Source organism: Syntrophus buswellii (genome assembly GCF_046097065.1).
GTDB classification, from domain to species: domain Bacteria; phylum Desulfobacterota; class Syntrophia; order Syntrophales; family Syntrophaceae; genus Syntrophus; species Syntrophus buswellii.
In genome coordinates this window covers 575,979-592,154 of sequence record NZ_CP175563.1, presented here as the reverse complement: position 1 = coordinate 592,154, position 16,176 = coordinate 575,979, and the positions used below count along the sequence as shown (strand labels likewise).

Here is a 16,176-nt window from a genome sequence, read left to right as displayed (position 1 = left end):
CTGATTTTCATTGACACATTCCGGGATTATTCAGGCGCTGATGTTGTTTGCTCGCATTCAAGGCAAAGCCAATAAAGAGGAATGTGTAAAGCCCCAGACTCATTACATAGTCTATAGTATTGTCTGTAGCCATTGTGATCAGGTAAAATATTAAACTCGCAATAGCCAATCCAGAATATTTTCTCTTGAATTTTTCTTCAAATGTATTTCCACTGTCACTCCTTCTGAAGACTGCCAGCAACATGGCAAGATATTGGGTCATTGCCAAAATGAAGAGAACAATGCCAGTTATACCAACCTCGCACAGCAGTCTGAGATATTCAGAGTGAATTGCACCACCCCGATGCTTTTCATAATAAAAACCTTGTGTGGCTCCAAGGCCCGCGCCGATGATCGGGCTTTGGTGAAAAAACCTTTTGAGTCCCTTTTCCCACAGCTTTGTTCTTCCTGAGGTGTGTATGTTTTTAGCAAATGCTCCTGGTTTTTTCATTAATTGAGATAAAGATGCCTCTGAAGGATTTTGAAAACTTCTTTCCTTAAGCCTATCAAAGTTAAGAAAAGCAACTGTTATTCCCAAACAGAGCAAAACGGGCAGGAGCACCTTCAGTATTGTTGACTTAGCCAACAAGAAAATTAGGACTGAGCATGCGACGATCAGTCCTACAATTGAAATCCTTGTAAAGGCCCAAAAAACCGCTATGCTAAAGATTGCAAAAAGAAGAAGGTACGTTTTTCGCCTGTCGCTGATATAGTTGGCGAGCGAAAGCATCGCTCCGCAGGCCATGCTGAAAGAAAAAGGTGCCGGACTGTGGAAAGGAGCTGTGAGTATGTTCTTGACTCTCCATTCATCAGTCGAGGCATCGCCAAGAAATCCAGTAAAATGGTTGAGTAATGCTACGAAAAGCAGGATAAGGAGCCCGATAAAAGTAGCCTTCTCGATGGTAACAGTGTTAATATTATCAACAATCATCAAATGAGCTATCAATAGAAAAATGAATGGGGACAAAAGTTTCGCGAGCATTCGGAGGCTAAATACAAAGTTCGGTGCCCAAAAAATGGAAAGAATACAAAAGAAAAAAAATAAAAGTTGAACGGGGTATCTCAAAACATCACTAATGACATTGCTTTTTCCAAAGCTTAACAGAATAAGCGCCCCTCCCAATGTACCAAATAACTGGATAGAACCTGACCCCATACCCTCCAGCGATTGTAAGAGAGCTTCTCCCTTAGAGAAAATACTCCAAGGAATTCCATTAGCGATCAATATATAAATAATGAATGTTTTTTGATTAAGTAAAGCCAGCAATAATGGCAATAAGAATATAAGAAGACTTGACAGTATATGCAAATTTATGGTCCTCTCCAGTTGAATTTAAACGTTTGCATAAGTAGGGAATTTATTTGAATGCTCAAAATGGGTAAACGCAATCAGCTAAATATACTGAACATTCCGGATTGTGAATTTCCCTAGGATGAGAAATCCGCAGTTATGCAAACGTTTCGAATTTATTTGATAGTTAACCGGATACCCGTGTCCTCTCTTATTCTATTTCTCGTTACACTTTCTTGGGAACTCAGGCTACACATCTTTTGTTATTGAAAAAGAACCACCTGAATATTTTGTGGAGACTTGGGTACTGTAATTCCAAGATATTCATATGCACCTATGTCATAACCTGAACCGGTTGGAAGTGTTGTCCCGATATAGTCACTTGAAAAACCGACGTTCGTTCCTTTATCGATAGCGGGGGAGCTTGATTGAACGCGGAAGTCACCACCAACTGCATTTACAAACATAGGATTAGCATTAATCGAATGGGCATCTCTTCTCGTCTCATAAGAATAATAACCAGCTTCATCCCCTATGATTTTCTGGTAGTCATAAGTCTTATTGTTATAAACTATAGCGTTACCACTTTTTCTGTAGAACAAGTTGTAATCAGAAGATAATCCTGACAGTGCCCCGGTGTTCTCATAAATCAACAAATCGTTAGTTATGTTACAGGAAATGATATTATTTTTTATCTCAATAGAAGATGAAAGTGGCGCGGTAAAATTCTTATAAACAACTAACCCACCTCGTTTATTAGGATCGTTAGAAGCTAATCCATCGTTGTTGTATATGATTGAATTTAGAAGTTTAGTCCCATTCATTCCGGTTCCATAACTCGGTTTAATAATCACGCCTCCAGAAAAAGCTCCGTCGTTTGTGGCAATCTTACCATTACTATGTACTATACCATAAGCCAAAACGTTGTTATATCCATAAGCGCCATCAACTACTTCAACTCCGGCTCTAGCACAATTATAGACAAGAAAATTCCTCAGCAGAACATTATTTACTTGATAGAAAAAGATACCCAAGTTATTGGCGGATACATTATCCCCAACATCGTGGACTATTATATTGCTTAAAGTGAATCCGCTTGAAATTCCGTAACCATTTATACCAATACCTTCTCGATCCAGAGCGCTAAATCCTCTTGTATCATTCTCGAATTGAGCTATGTGGTGGACATGTAGATTATCAAAGGTTATATTTGTTACGCTATAAGATGGGGTCTCCCCGTGAACCTGAATTCCGTTTCCCGAATATGAAATTTCACTATTCTGAACAGTTATATCCTCTAAGTCCCTTGTAGCAGCCTTTATATACAATCCGGTAATCCATGAATATCTAACCAGTATATTATTAAGAGTTATATGCGTAGAATCTTTAATATCAAAAGTAGCTCCATCAGTAGAATAAAGGTTACCATTTCCACCTTGTACTGTTAAATCGTTGAAAGTTACATAGTCCTTGCCATTTACATAGACTGCCCGATATCTTCTTGCCGCCTCCAACGTATATTCTGAAGCTGCATGGCCTGCGGGCGGTTTGTACCACATCTGTCCACTTGAATAGTAGTAATAATCGGCATTTACGCTAGAACTTGTATCCTTTGGAATCAATAAGCCATCACGCAACATGGTACGTACTACCACCCCATAACCAGGATATAAGTTATATGTCGCATCAATAGTAGTCCATGTTGAATTATCAACCAGATCATAACAAGAGATAATAGGATTTGCTCCACTCCCATATGCCCCGAATGTTATAACACTTTCTGGACTACCACTAGAAGGCACGGTCAGTTGTTCCCTAAATGTGCAACCTCTCTTGAGATAAATATTATCTCCTGGGTTAAAGGCTGTTATATTTAGTTTTTTGATTGTTTTCCATGCAGCATTTTCATTTGTACCAACGTTATTGTCATCTCCCGAATTACAATCAACATAGTAATTTGTACCCCACCCCAAAGCGGGGAAAAGTATGAACATAAATATCAGAACAATGTTTCTCATTATGTTGGTGCTTTTTTTACTATGCTGCAGTGGATCATGATTGTCGGGAATTGGAACACTTATCGTTGAATTGATTAAATCTCCATTCGATAACGCTATCCTATTCAACTCAATTGCGTTACGATTGTCAGCATTGATCTCTGATTCAATATTGCTTCTCTTGGCAACGGAGAAACCTAAACCATGAAAAGTCCTTGGACACATGCAATCCTTATAATGCTCAGATTCATTTTGCATTTCATTTATGGTTAGAACAAACGTCTTTTTGGGGTCGCAAGTCTTCATTGGATATCCTCCGAGTTGTTATGAATAAGTAAAGGACTCTTTTTCCTTACTTGATCATCACTCAATATCCAAAATTGTACCAATATCGAAAGTTATTCCCAAAAGTTCATATACCATCGCCGTTTGACTTACCCAGAAGTTAATTGTTCACTCAGAACGGAAATGATTCGTTCAGCGGTTTGCCCATCCCACAAATCAGGACGTCTGCCCTTACGGCTTCGGCCCTCCAGCACCTTGCTCACTTCCGCAACGATTTTCTGCGGATCATCGTGGACCAGGACATTGGTCCCCTCCGTGACGGTAATGGGGCGCTCGGTTGAATCCCGGAGGGTAACGCAGGGAATGCCGAGGACGGTGGTCTCTTCCTGGATGCCCCCGGAATCCGTCAGAACGACCTTCGCGTTGGCCATGAGCTGCAAAAAGTCCAGGTAACCGAAAGGTTCAAAACAGTGGATTTTCGGCATTAATCCATTCTGATCCCTGTAGGATGACATGTCGACGGGCAACGCATCGTGGAAAACAAAGTTCCCGTCCAGTCCGAAGGTGTGCATCTGCTTTCGGGTCCGGGGATGCATGGGAAAGATAACGGGAATGCGAAGGGCAACTTCGAGCAGACCCGCCAGAATACGGTTGAAGGTTTCACGGTTATCGACACTGGCCGGCCGATGAAGCGTCAGCAGGGCATAGGGAATCGACGGCATGGCCGGATTCTCATCGGCGTTAGAATTGGAAAGTCCCAGGAGAGAGAGGATTGACGTTTTTTTTGCCTGCTCCAGGTTGAACAGAAGGCTGTCAATCATGATATTGCCGACCAGAAAGATCTTTTCTTTTGGGATTCCCCCCCCAAGGAGATGTTCATCTCCATCGGGTGACGGAGTAAAGAGAAAATCCGAGATGGCATCGGTGACGATCCGGTTGATCTCCTCCGGCATGTCCCGGTCGAAACTGCGCAGGCCCGCTTCCACATGGGCCACGGGAATGTGCAGTTTGACAGCCGCAAGGGCGCAGGCCAGGGTGGAGTTGACATCCCCCACCACGATAACGAGATCCGGCTGTTCCTGAAGCAGGATCTTTTCGAATTCGATTAAGACCTTACCCGTCTGCTCGCCGTGATTTCCCGACCCGACCCCCAGGTGGACATCCGGCTCCGGCAACTGGAGATCGCGGAAAAAGGCATCGGACATGCGGACATCGTAATGCTGCCCCGTATGAACGAGAAACGGCTCAATCCTGTTGCCGTTCTTGTTGTTGTGCGCGGCAATGGCCCGGATCAGAGGAGCTATCTTCATAAAATTCGGCCTGGCGCCAACCACCAGGATCCATTTAAACGTATCCGCAGTTCCTTTCACTTTTGTTTCTCCCTTCAGCCATTTATCCTTGGTTGTAATACTCCCGGTACCAGGCCACAAACCGCCGGAGCCCCTCTTCGATGGGGGTCGCCGGCTGAAAGCCCACATCCCGCACCAGGTCGTCCACATCGGCATAGGTGGCTGGAACATCGCCGGCCTGGAGGGGCAGGAAATTCTTTTCGGTCTTTTTCCCCAGGCAGTTTTCCAGGACCTCGATAAAGGTCAGCAGTTCCACCGGGTTGTTGTTGCCGATGTTGTAGACTTTGAACGGTGCATAGCTGGTTCCGGGGTCGGGATAAGCGCCGCTCCAGTCCGGATTGGCCTCGGGAACCCGATCCATCACCCGCACAACGCCCTCGACAATGTCATCGATGTAGGTAAAATCGCGCTGCATTTTCCCATAGTTAAACACAGGGATGGGTCTGCCTTCGAGAATCGCCCGGGTGAAGAGAAAATAGGCCATGTCCGGACGCCCCCAGGGGCCGTACACCGTAAAAAAGCGAAGGCCCGTGGTGGGCAGTTCATAAAGGCTGGAATACGTGTGCGCCATCAGCTCATTGGCCTTTTTGGTGGCGGCATAGAGGGAAACGGGATGATCCACATTCTGGTGCACGGAGAAGGGCATTGCCGTATTGGCGCCGTAGACGGAGCTGGAGGAGGCATAGACCAGATGCCGGACTCCGGAATGGCGGCATCCCTCGAGGAGATTGATGAAACCGACGATATTGCTGTCGATGTAGGCATAGGGGTTGGTCAGAGAATAGCGCACCCCCGGCTGGGCGGCCAGGTTGACGACGATCTCGAACTTTTCGTCTGCAAAGAGCCCGTGCAACGTATCCCGCTCTTCCAAACCCTGTCGGATAAAACGGAAATTCGGGATGGGCGCCAGCCGGGCCAGTCGGGCCTCTTTCAAGCGGACGTCATAGTAGGTGTTCAGATTGTCCAGGCCGACGACGGAATGACCCTCCGTCAGCAGCCGCCGGGACAGATGAAAGCCGATGAAACCGGCGGCGCCGGTGACCAGTATTTTTTTCATGAAATTCCCTGAGTTATTCTATACGAGGATTACAAGTTTGCCTTGAGCCGGGACGAATATTTCAACTCCCAATCCCAAGCAGTTTGGATAATGAACTCCAGATCGTCGTGGCGGGGCTGCCAGCCGGTTAGGCGGCGGAGCTTCGTGCTATCCGCAATGAGCTCCGGTGGGTCTCCTGCCCGGCGGTCCGTTTCCTCGACAGGAAAATCGATCCCCGTCACCTTTTTGGCAACGGAAACCACTTCCTTCACCGAGAAGCCATGACCGTAACCGCAGTTCATAATCTCCGTTCTGCCCGTCTCGACCAGGTAGTTCAGCGCCCGGATATGGGCGTCGGCAAGATCGTCCACGTGGATGTAGTCCCGGATGCAGGTCCCATCAGCGGTGGGGTAATCCGTTCCAAAGACGGACAATTTTGGATACTCGCCGTGGGCGGTCTTGAGGGCCCGGGTGATGAGGTGGGTGGCGTCCGCATAGGCCTGCCCGATACGGCTCTGCGCATCCGCGCCGGCTACGTTGAAGTAGCGCAGGGCAATGTAGCGGAAATTCCCCGCGGAGGCGATATCCCGAAGAACGGTCTCCATCATGACCTTGGAGGTCCCATAGGGATTGATGGGATTCAGGGGCATGGTCTCATCGGCGGGCATCCGGTCGGGAATGCCGTAAACAGCGGCGGTCGAGGAGTAGATGAGATTGCGGACCCCATGGCGTTCCATGGCATCCAGGAGGTTCAGTGAATTGGAAACATTGTTGCGATAGTAGCGCAAGGGCTTCCGGACCGACTCCTCCACCTGGATCGAAGCGGCAAAGTGCAGAACCGCTTCCGGCTTGAATGCGGAAAAAGCCTCGTCCAGGCAACGGGAATCCGCCAGCTCCCCTTTTACCAGTTTGCCGTAAAGGATCGCCCAGTCGTGCCCCGTGGAAAGATTGTCATAGACGAGCAGCTCATGGCCCTCCTCGCCCAGCGCCTTCACAACATGGCTGCCGATGTAACCGGCGCCGCCCGTCACCAGAATTTTCATCCACTTCTCCTTTCACGCGCCTTTTCAGCGCTTCCGTATTCTCCATTGCACACCCGGCCCACGGCCGAGGCATTCCACAGACCCGTCATCCCGGAGATCGCGCAGTACTTTTCTGACCATATCGTGGCTGATCCCGGGACAGGTCTTTTCCAATTCGGTAAAGGTAAAAGGACCCGTAAACCCCTGGATGGCCGCTTCGATCCGCCGGGTTTTCGCCCCTCTCTCGCCTCGGGTCGCATTCAGGCGGCTCTCCAGTTCCTGGTAGGCCGCTTCAAGGATGAACAGGAGACAATCGATGTACGGCCATGGGTTGTGGCTGCCGTTCTGCCATCCCCGCGAACTCTCCTGGAGGGCCTCGTGATATCGGTTTCTGTTCTGCTCGATCAGGCGCTCAAGGCTGATGTATCGTCCCACATCGTAGCCGAGGTGGCAACTCTGGAGCCTGAGCAGCAGCCGGGACATCCGGCCGTTTCCATCGGGAAATGGGTGAAGGCACAGAAAATCAAGATTGAAAGCCGCCAACAGAAGGAGGGGGTGGACCCATTTTTCCTGGAGGGAGTGCATCCACAGGCCGACAAGATCCTCCAGCCCTTCCGGGGCGCTGACCTGCGAATCTTCTCCGCAGACAAGCACGTGAAGATGAAGCAGAGTGGCCACCGAGAAGGGCAGCTCTGCCCCCTGCCGGATGATCAGCTCCAGCGCCCTGCGATACCCTTGAATCGCCTCATCGTCCCTGCGCGGTAACCGCTTAACCGAAAGCGCCTGGCCGTGAGGCTTTGCCCTTTCCCTCATGCCGTCGTTCCGGTTCACGGAAGACGAGCTCTCCATCAGGGCGTGCTTCTGCAGGGTCATGAGCCGGGATGAGGACTGCCGTGTATACGATGTATGCCTTCCGCACGCTTCGGCCAGATCGGCAATGTGCCAGGATGTGGATGCGGGGATGGCTTCCGGTTTCCCGGAAAATCGCTGCAGGGTTTTCATGTCCGGATTCTGCCTGTTCGGGGGGTGAGGTGTTTGATCTCAGGAAAGATCTTTTGCAGGAATTCTTTTGCTGAAGCCGTCCGGCCTTAAGTGCCTGCCAGGTACAGCTCCGCCCCTTGGATTACAAAGGCTGCTGCCCGGAGGATCGCTGCCGGTATGGACATTCGGCAATGCATTTTCTGAGCCCTCCAGGAGGCCTTCACCTCCTGAACATACTTTTCGCTGCAGGATCCGTAACGCTCTGCCCCCGAAAACAACTTTTTCGCGGGGAAATGTAACACACAGGCCCAAGAAGATGCAATCAGGCAATTATGTATTATTACCCATTTTATCCCTTAATCCGACATCCTCCATAGGATTAGATTTCTCTTAAGGGTCATGGACAAAGATGAGAAAATGAAGGCGGGAGAAAAGAATTAAATCTTTCCCTCCCCAACAAGACGGGCAAAATGCTCAAAGGAACGGTCATAGGTGGATTCCGCCTCCGCGGAAAAGCAGCATCCGGGAAGCTGACGGCTTTCAAGGTGATAGCGGATGCAATCGCAGCACACCCCTTTTCTGGAACAGGAATAATACGTGCACGAACAGGACTCAAGATTCTTTTCTTTTTTGCACTCCATGCTATCCTCCTTTTGTCTTCCTTGATTCTTCCCGGATACGGCATTGAAGGCCTTCGGTGGTTCCCGCGGAATCCCTTATTCGAACAGTAGAGAAACACCACCCTTTTGTCAAGCCCGAGGCAAAACGGCGAGGGAACTTCGATGCTCTGATTGTATTTATAATGGACATTTGATAACATGCCTTCATCGCTCATTCATGAAGACTGAATTCAGCCGTTAAATCTTAACCATTGGATTGCATGCCTGAAAAGACAGAAAGGATGATGATACGCCATGTCGGACATTCAAACTCTTTTAGCCATATCCCCGGAAAATCTTCGCTGGAAACTGGACCCCCAGACCCTGCCTTTTGAAACGACAAAGGAACTCGATCCCTTGACGGAAATTATCGGCCAGGACAGAGCCCTGGAGGCATTCCGTTTCGGCCTGGGCGTCCGGAAGGAGGGCTACAACGTTTTTGTTACCGGTTCCACCGGTACGGGCCGAATGACCACAGTCCTTAAAATTCTTCAAGAAATGGCCGGGAAGGAATTCATCCCCGACGACCTCTGCTACGTTTACAACTTCAAGAATTCGGAATCGCCTCACCTGCTGCGCTTCAAGGCCGGAATGGGGCGAAAGTTCCGAGACGATATCCACTCCTTTGTGGAAAGCCTGAAAAAAGACGTCCCCATGCTCTTTGAGAGCGAAGACTACCTCACCATGAAGAAGGACATCCTTGAAAAGTACGAGGAAAAGGGAAAACAGTTCTTCAAGGACCTGGATGCCCGCGTCAAGGAGGAGGGATTTGCCATCGTTCAGATCCAAATCGGACAGATGACGCGCCCCGTGGTCATGCCCATCGTCAATGATCAGCCAACCCCCATGGAAAAGCTGGAATCCATCGTTGAGCGGGGGGAGTATCCGCAGGAAAAGTATGATGCGATCAAAGACAAGCACCATCAGCTCACGGAACAGGTGGACCGCATCTTCATGGAGATCCGGGACATGCAGCGCGAGGTGCAGAAGCAGCTGGAGGAAATGGATCGGTACGTCTTTCTCAAGAGCGTCACCAATCCAACGGATGAGCTGAAGAAGAATTACGATCATGAAAAGGTCCATGCCTATCTGGATGAGATGATCCAGGACATGGCGGACAATCTGAACGTGCTGCGCATGGGTCCTCAGCAGCCGATGGCGGTGGGAGTAGCCCTTCCCTTCACCCAGGGCAACCCTTTCCTGCCCTACTCGGTGAATCTCATCGTGGACAACGGTGACACGGAAACCCGACCCATTATCGTGGAAAACTACCCCAATTTTAAAAACCTCTTCGGCACCTTTGAACGGGTAGTCGACCGCACGGGCATCTGGACGACAGACTTCAGCCGCATCCACGCCGGTTCCCTTCTGAAGGCCAACGGAGGCTTCCTCGTCATCAATCTCCTGGATGCCATCCTGGAACCGGGAGTCTGGCAAGGTTTGAAACGCGCCCTCAAGGCAAACTGCTTTGAGCCGCAAACCTTTGATCCCTTCTACATCTTCACGACGGGCGGCATGACCCCCGAGCCGATTCCCCTGGACCTGAAGGTTGTGGTGATCAGCAACGCCTATCTCTATTATCTTTTGAATGCCTATGACGAGGATACGCAGAAGATCTTCAAGGTCCGGGCGGACTTCGCAAACACCATGGACACAACGGAAGAGACGATCCGGCAGGTGGGCCGTTACATTCGCATGAAGTCCGATGAAGACAGCCTGAGGCCCTTCGACCGGACGGCCGTCGCTGGAATCATCGAAGAGGCGGTACGCATGACCGGGCGGAAGGAAAAAATCTCCACTCACCTCCTTTCCGTCGGGGAATTGCTCATTGAGGCGGATTTTCGCGCAGAGCAAGAAGGCGCCGACATCGTTTCAGCCCGGCATGTGGAGCAGGCCATCCGGTCCAGGATTTACCGCTCCAACCTGATCGAAGAACAGATCCAGGAAATGATTGACCGCGGAACCCTGCTCATTGATACGGAAGGATCCGTTGAAGGCCAGATCAACGGCCTGTCCGTTTACATGCTGGGAGACTACGCCTTCGGAAAGCCCACCCGCATCACCGCCGTGACATCCATGGGCCGTGGCGGCGTGATCAACATTGAACGGGAGGCGGATCTTTCAGGAAGCACGCACAACAAGGGTGTGCTCATCCTGAGCGGTTACCTGAGGCGGAAGTACGCCCAGAAAAAGCCTCTGAGCATGACGGCCAGCATCGCTTTCGAACAATCCTATTCCGGCGTTGATGGAGACAGCGCGTCCTCAACCGAAATCTACGCCATCCTGTCGAGTCTTGCAGAGTGCCCGCTCCGCCAGGACCTCGCCGTCACCGGCTCCGTCAATCAAAAGGGCGAGATTCAAGCCATCGGCGGAGTCAACGAAAAAATCGAGGGGTTTTTCGACTGCTGTCGGGCAAGGAAGCTCACCGGCACGCAGGGCGTTCTGATTCCGGCCAGCAATGAGCAGGACCTCATGCTGCGCCCGGACGTCATCGAGGCCGTCGCCCGCGGAGAATTTTCCATCTACCGCGTCCACACCGTCGATCAGGGGATCGAACTGCTCACGGGAATCCCGGCAGGCGAACCCGACGCAGAGGGCGTCTACCCGGAAGGAACGATCCACGCCCGCGCTCATGACAAGCTGGAGCAATTGGCAAAGGGGTTAAAGGAATTCGGGGCGCAAGAGGACGAGCAGAAGAAAGACAACACCAGGGACAAGTGCCAGAGTTGTTGAGGAGTTTTCAGCCATGCTTAATCGGATTGAATGGGAGCGAAGCGAATTTTCGACATTGAGAGCGCAGATGGAGGAGTTGTTCGATTCCTTCTTCGGCGACCTGACGAGCCGCTATTTCATTCCTGCCGTGGGGACCTTTGCCGACGGCCAGGTTTTTGAAAACGAGCGGGAATTCATCCTGGTCATCGCATTTCCCGATATGGACAAGGATGATATCGAAGTGACGGTCCAGGGCAATAATCTGACCGTCAAGACTCTGAAGGCCGAAGATTACGAACATGATTCAGAAGGAGCATCACACCGGAAGGTGATCAAAAAGACCAGCGTCCGGAATGTCCGGCTGCCCGATGATCTGCAGACCGACCGGATCGAGGCCTCTTTTGTGGATGGAATGCTGAAGATTATCCTTCCTAAAAAAAAGGGGAGAACGCTCCAGCGGGTCAAGGTCAAACCCTGAAGGCACCGCTCATGACTGCCTTAGCCGTTGAACAGTTCCGCTACGGGCCGGACAATCTGGGTTACCTCATCTTCGGCGAGCGGAGCGCCATCGCCGTGGACGGGGGCGCCGTTGGTGAAATCCTGACGTTTCTGCAGAAGCGCCGACTCGACCTTCTGTTCGTAACAAATACGCACGGCCATTATGATCATACCCGGGGCAACGAAGACCTGCTGAGGCATTCCCGGGCGGCCTTCCTGGACTGCGCGACCCTGGCCGGCCGCGGCCGGCTGGAGCTGGAGGGGGAAATCATCACCCTTTACGCCACTCCCGGCCACACCCTCGATTCTCTGTGCTTTCACGTGGATTCGATTCTCCTCACCGGAGACACCCTGTTCAATGGAACGGTCGGCAACTGTTTTTCCGGCGATACGCACAGCTTTTACCGGTCCATCAAAAAAATCCTGACGCTGCCCCTGTCAACGGTCATCTATGCCGGGCATGATTACGTCAGGGATTCCCTGGCCATGGCCCGCCATCTCGAACCGGGCAATCCCGCCCTGGATCGGTTTCTTTCCTTTTACGATCCGAATCACGTCTATTCAACCCTGGCGGAGGAGATGAGGATCAACCCCTATCTTCGCTTCAACGACGAACCCATTGTCCGTCTCCTTCGCGAACTGGGACTCCCCTGCGACTCGGAAGAGGAGCGCTGGCAGGCCCTCATGTCATTGGAGTGAATTTTAGAACAGCAGGAGGACGCGTCACATGCGCATGGAAGCCATGATTCTGAAAAGCCTGTCCCAGTACAGGGAATCCTGGAGCCCCCTGGAGTTTGTGGAGCTTCCGATCCCGGAACCCGGCCCGGGTGAAATCCGTCTGAGGGTTTCGGCCTGTGGAGTCTGCCACACGGAGCTGGATGAAATCGAGGGCCGGACCCCCCCACCCCGTTTTCCCGTCATCCTGGGGCATGAGGTGGTCGGCAGGGTCGAAAAAAACGGGCCGAACGCCTCCGCATTCCGGATCGGCGACCGGATCGGAGTCGGCTGGATTTACTCCTCCTGCGGACAATGCCGGGAATGCCGGGAGGGGCGGGAAAATCTCTGCTCGGAATTCCGGGCGACGGGACGGGACGCCAACGGGGGGTATGCCCAGTTCATGGTGGTGCCGGAGTCGTTCGCCATCCCTCTTCCTGAAATCTTTTCCGATATCGAGGCTGCACCTCTTCTGTGCGCCGGGGCCATCGGGTACCGGTCGCTGCAGCTGACGGGGCTGGTAGACGGCCAGAGGCTCGGCCTGACGGGGTTCGGTGCCTCGGCCCACCTCGTCCTCAAGATGGTCCAACGACGATGCCCCTCGACCGACGTTTATGTATTTGCCCGCAACACCAGGGAGCAGGAATTCGCGCGGCAGCTCGGCGCTGTCTGGGCGGGAGACACCTCCGAGCCGTCTCCCCGGAAACTCGACGCCATCATCGACACAACGCCGGCCTGGAAACCCATTGTGGAAGCCCTCAAAAATCTGGAAAAGGGGGGCCGGCTCGTCATCAATGCCATCCGCAAGGAAGAACGGGACAAAAGCGAGCTGCTGAATCTGGATTATCCCGATCATCTCTGGCTGGAGAAGGAAATCAAGAGCGTGGCCAATGTAACACGCCGGGACATCAGGGAGTTCCTTGAATTAGCCGCCGAGTTTCCCCTTCACCCGGAAACACAGGAATATGAATTGCATGACGCTAACAGAGCTCTGGCTGAACTCAAGGAGGGAAAAGTCCGCGGGGGGAAAGTGCTGGTCATGCGTTGATGCATCAGCCTTTTATTTCAACGCGGAACGGGAAAGAACATCAGGGCCATGCCAGGCGTACGTCACGCCGTGCGTCGAGGGGCCGACAGACATGACTGCATCATAACTCTTCGAATTCTATGAATATGCAATGATGGAACCGATCTCCAATCAAGATACCCGTCTGGAACAGCTTTCACAATCCGTCGCCCGCATGCCGAGCCTGTCCGTCACCATGATGAAGGTTCTGGAAATCTGCAATTCCCCCGAAGCCTCGCCTGATGACCTGAACCGCGTCATCTCCCTGGACCCGGTCCTGGCCGGCAAGGTGCTCAGGCTGGTCAATTCCGCCTATTATTCCCTGCGCACCCCCGTCCAGTCATTGACCCGGGCCGTCATGCTGCTGGGCATCAACACCGTAAAAAATCTCGCTTTAAGCGCCGCCGTCCTGAAATGCCTGGAAGGGAAGGATTCCTTCCGAGGCCTGTCCTCAAATGACTTCTGGCTTCATTCTCTCGGCGTAGGGGTAGCATCTAAGTTTCTTGCCGCTGAACTGGGGGTCCCCCTGGCGGACAGGGAAGAGTACTTCGTCGCAGGGCTTCTCCACGATCTGGGTAAAATCCCCCTGAATCGTGAATATGCCATGGAATATTCGATGGCCATGAAAAAAGCGGAGGAGGAAAACAGGTCGCTGCACACGATGGAAGAGGAGATTTTCGGCTTCAACCACTGTCTTGTGGGAGAAATGATCATCAACAAGTGGCAGCTGGGGGGGTTGTTTCTCAATACGCTTCGCCATCATCACCGCCCGGCGGACGCTCAGGGCGATAAGCGTTCCTTCATTTCCATCGTTTCTCTGGCAGATTTTCTTATCAACACGCTGGGGATCGGCTCAGCGGGAAACCCGGTGAAAAACCAGGACATCCTGCCGGCCCTGATCCGGATTCATGACGCCAACATGGACCAGTCTTCGCTCTACAGCCTTCAAAGCGCGGTGCTGGAGGAAATTGAAAAGGCCAAGATCTTCCTCCAGATCAGCCAGTAGGATCGGGGCCTATTGTTCTCCGCACTGCATCAGCAGTCGGCAATATTCGGCAGCCACCCGGGCCGCCGGGTAAAGGATTTCCTCCTCCGTCCGGAAATGCAGGGTCAAGCGTTCAACAAACCGGACCTCTTCATTTCGGCCCAGGGCCAGGGCCGCACTTGAGATTCTGCGGAGAGCCTCCTCAAGATTCTTGTGGTCTTCGAAGAGTTCCTCGTAGAGCCCTCCCTTCAGATCGGCGGCAATGTCCTCCATCGACTTCACTGATTCAGGAATCCGTCCCTCCGCAAGCCGGGGCAGGGCTTCCAGAGCGGGGAGGACCCGCTCCTCCTCCTTGACGGCGTGCATGTAAAACAGCTCCATCACGGCGCGCGCCGCCGCACCAAGATCATTGTCCTCCTTCGTGAGGGCGTACAGCTGTTCCCTCAGCTCCAGATGTTCGAGCCTCAGTGTTTGAGGAACCTTCAGTTCCATAATGACCTTTCTGCCGTTGTCCCGGACGGCATTTCGAAAGAGAGGATTCGCACGACATCCCCGAATGGCCCCAAGGGGCGTTTTCCACCCCTTGGGCTCGGCATAGTGATCCCTTTTAAAAAATCCGGCTTTTATTTCTTTTATTTCGACAGGCGGCTGATCAGCTCGTCTATCAGGGCGCGCCTGCTTTTCAGAAACTGAAGATAATCTCTGTTTGCCAGCTTTGTCGCGGCTATGGACCGATCCAGGACTGGAATCGCATCCTTGAGCATGGCAATACTGCCCTCCGCTTCCTCGTCGGTCAGATCAAAGGTCGTCATGGTCTCCAGACGCCTCAACAGTTCATCGACAAGGGCGCGCCTGGCTTTCAGGAACTGGCGGAAATCCCTGTGTCCCAGATCCACAGCGGCTATCTGCCGATCCAGCGGATTAATCACGGCCTTGAGCATTGCACGGCTTTCGGCGGCTTCTTCTTCGGTCAATCGAATTGTTACCATCATCTGCCTCCTTATCATCTTCAATTCAGCGTTTTCCCCTGTTTCCCTCATCCTGTAAAACAAGGCCTCATGTCTCGCCCCCGGAGGCTCGCCTGACACGGGAAGCGACAATCCATACATATAATTGTTATTTAATAACACATTTTGTTCAGAATGTAGAAGCGAATATTCCTGCACGTCCTGAATTTCCTGAATTTCCTGAATGTCCGGAATGTCCGGAACCGCGCAGGACCGTCTCGATAGACCCTGTTTTCGCCCCTTTTCCCTTTCCACAGCGTCGTCGGAAGCCCCCTCCCATCCCCAGAACGCGTCAAAAAAAACAAATTGGACAAAAGCTTGAATCTATGGTTAATTTCTGCCTGCGTTCGATAGAAAATGGCATCGGCAGGAAATCTCCCGCAGGGCATTTCTAAATTGGCATCACAAGAGATCAGGGGGTTGTTTAAAATGACACAAAACGGTCAAAGTAAATTTATCTTGGGGATTCTGATGTTTCTGATGATGAGCTGGGTTCTGATGCCCGCTTACCCCTTTCCGGTGGCCACACTTTTAT

The 16,176-nt window shown here is 51.6% G+C and carries 14 protein-coding genes; 5 read left to right on the top strand and 9 right to left on the bottom strand.

Annotation, left to right across the window (positions count from 1 at the left end; translation table 11 throughout):
- Nucleotides 1–7: 7 nt before the first annotated feature.
- From ACJ77P_RS02725 to ACJ77P_RS02695, 7 genes are all read right to left on the bottom strand, one after another.
- Nucleotides 8–1,348 carry an O-antigen ligase family protein gene (locus ACJ77P_RS02725; RefSeq protein WP_408998909.1) on the bottom strand — a complete coding sequence of 447 codons (1,341 nt, stop codon included), beginning with the start codon at nucleotides 1,346–1,348 and terminating at the stop codon, nucleotides 8–10.
- Between the two features lie 245 nt (nucleotides 1,349–1,593).
- Nucleotides 1,594–3,633, bottom strand: a complete 2,040-nt coding sequence (locus ACJ77P_RS02720) for a choice-of-anchor Q domain-containing protein (protein WP_408998908.1) — start codon at nucleotides 3,631–3,633, stop codon at nucleotides 1,594–1,596.
- A gap of 128 nt (nucleotides 3,634–3,761) precedes the next feature.
- Nucleotides 3,762–4,982 (bottom strand): non-hydrolyzing UDP-N-acetylglucosamine 2-epimerase, encoded by a 1,221-nt coding sequence (gene wecB / locus ACJ77P_RS02715; protein WP_408998907.1) that lies wholly within the window; start codon nucleotides 4,980–4,982, stop codon nucleotides 3,762–3,764.
- 22 nt (nucleotides 4,983–5,004) lie between these two features.
- Nucleotides 5,005–6,018 carry an NAD-dependent epimerase gene (locus ACJ77P_RS02710; protein WP_408998906.1) on the bottom strand — a complete coding sequence of 338 codons (1,014 nt, stop codon included), beginning with the start codon at nucleotides 6,016–6,018 and terminating at the stop codon, nucleotides 5,005–5,007.
- 29 nt (nucleotides 6,019–6,047) lie between these two features.
- Nucleotides 6,048–7,040, bottom strand: coding sequence for a UDP-glucose 4-epimerase GalE (galE, locus tag ACJ77P_RS02705; protein ID WP_408998905.1), 993 nt, complete (start codon nucleotides 7,038–7,040; stop codon nucleotides 6,048–6,050).
- A 24-nt stretch (nucleotides 7,041–7,064) separates the two neighbouring features.
- Complete coding sequence (locus tag ACJ77P_RS02700) at nucleotides 7,065–8,021, bottom strand: Fic family protein (RefSeq protein WP_408998904.1); 957 nt, start codon at nucleotides 8,019–8,021, stop codon at nucleotides 7,065–7,067.
- 416 nt (nucleotides 8,022–8,437) lie between these two features.
- The gene (locus ACJ77P_RS02695) at nucleotides 8,438–8,641 is read right to left on the bottom strand and encodes a DUF6485 family protein (protein ID WP_408998903.1); all 204 of its coding nucleotides are present in this window, start codon (nucleotides 8,639–8,641) and stop codon (nucleotides 8,438–8,440) included.
- Nucleotides 8,642–8,914: 273 nt separating this feature from the next.
- Between ACJ77P_RS02695 and ACJ77P_RS02690 the strand changes: the two genes are divergently transcribed.
- From ACJ77P_RS02690 to ACJ77P_RS02670, 5 genes are all read left to right on the top strand, one after another.
- Complete coding sequence (locus ACJ77P_RS02690; protein ID WP_408998902.1) at nucleotides 8,915–11,392, top strand: Lon protease family protein; 2,478 nt, start codon at nucleotides 8,915–8,917, stop codon at nucleotides 11,390–11,392.
- Between the two features lie 13 nt (nucleotides 11,393–11,405).
- Nucleotides 11,406–11,849 (top strand): Hsp20/alpha crystallin family protein, encoded by a 444-nt coding sequence (locus ACJ77P_RS02685; RefSeq protein WP_408998901.1) that lies wholly within the window; start codon nucleotides 11,406–11,408, stop codon nucleotides 11,847–11,849.
- A gap of 11 nt (nucleotides 11,850–11,860) precedes the next feature.
- A complete protein-coding gene (locus ACJ77P_RS02680) occupies nucleotides 11,861–12,568 on the top strand; it encodes an MBL fold metallo-hydrolase (protein ID WP_408998900.1) in 708 nt (235 codons plus the stop codon).
- Between the two features lie 34 nt (nucleotides 12,569–12,602).
- Nucleotides 12,603–13,631 (top strand): zinc-dependent alcohol dehydrogenase family protein, encoded by a 1,029-nt coding sequence (locus tag ACJ77P_RS02675; protein ID WP_408999391.1) that lies wholly within the window; start codon nucleotides 12,603–12,605, stop codon nucleotides 13,629–13,631.
- A 130-nt stretch (nucleotides 13,632–13,761) separates the two neighbouring features.
- Nucleotides 13,762–14,655 (top strand): HDOD domain-containing protein, encoded by an 894-nt coding sequence (locus tag ACJ77P_RS02670; RefSeq protein WP_408998899.1) that lies wholly within the window; start codon nucleotides 13,762–13,764, stop codon nucleotides 14,653–14,655.
- A gap of 9 nt (nucleotides 14,656–14,664) precedes the next feature.
- On the opposite strand, the gene ACJ77P_RS02665 is transcribed toward ACJ77P_RS02670, so the two are convergent.
- Together ACJ77P_RS02665 and ACJ77P_RS02660 are read right to left on the bottom strand one after the other, a co-directional pair.
- Nucleotides 14,665–15,126 (bottom strand): hypothetical protein, encoded by a 462-nt coding sequence (locus ACJ77P_RS02665; RefSeq protein WP_367360629.1) that lies wholly within the window; start codon nucleotides 15,124–15,126, stop codon nucleotides 14,665–14,667.
- Between the two features lie 140 nt (nucleotides 15,127–15,266).
- A complete protein-coding gene (locus ACJ77P_RS02660; RefSeq protein ID WP_367360630.1) occupies nucleotides 15,267–15,626 on the bottom strand; it encodes a hypothetical protein in 360 nt (119 codons plus the stop codon).
- Nucleotides 15,627–16,176 lie beyond the last annotated feature (550 nt).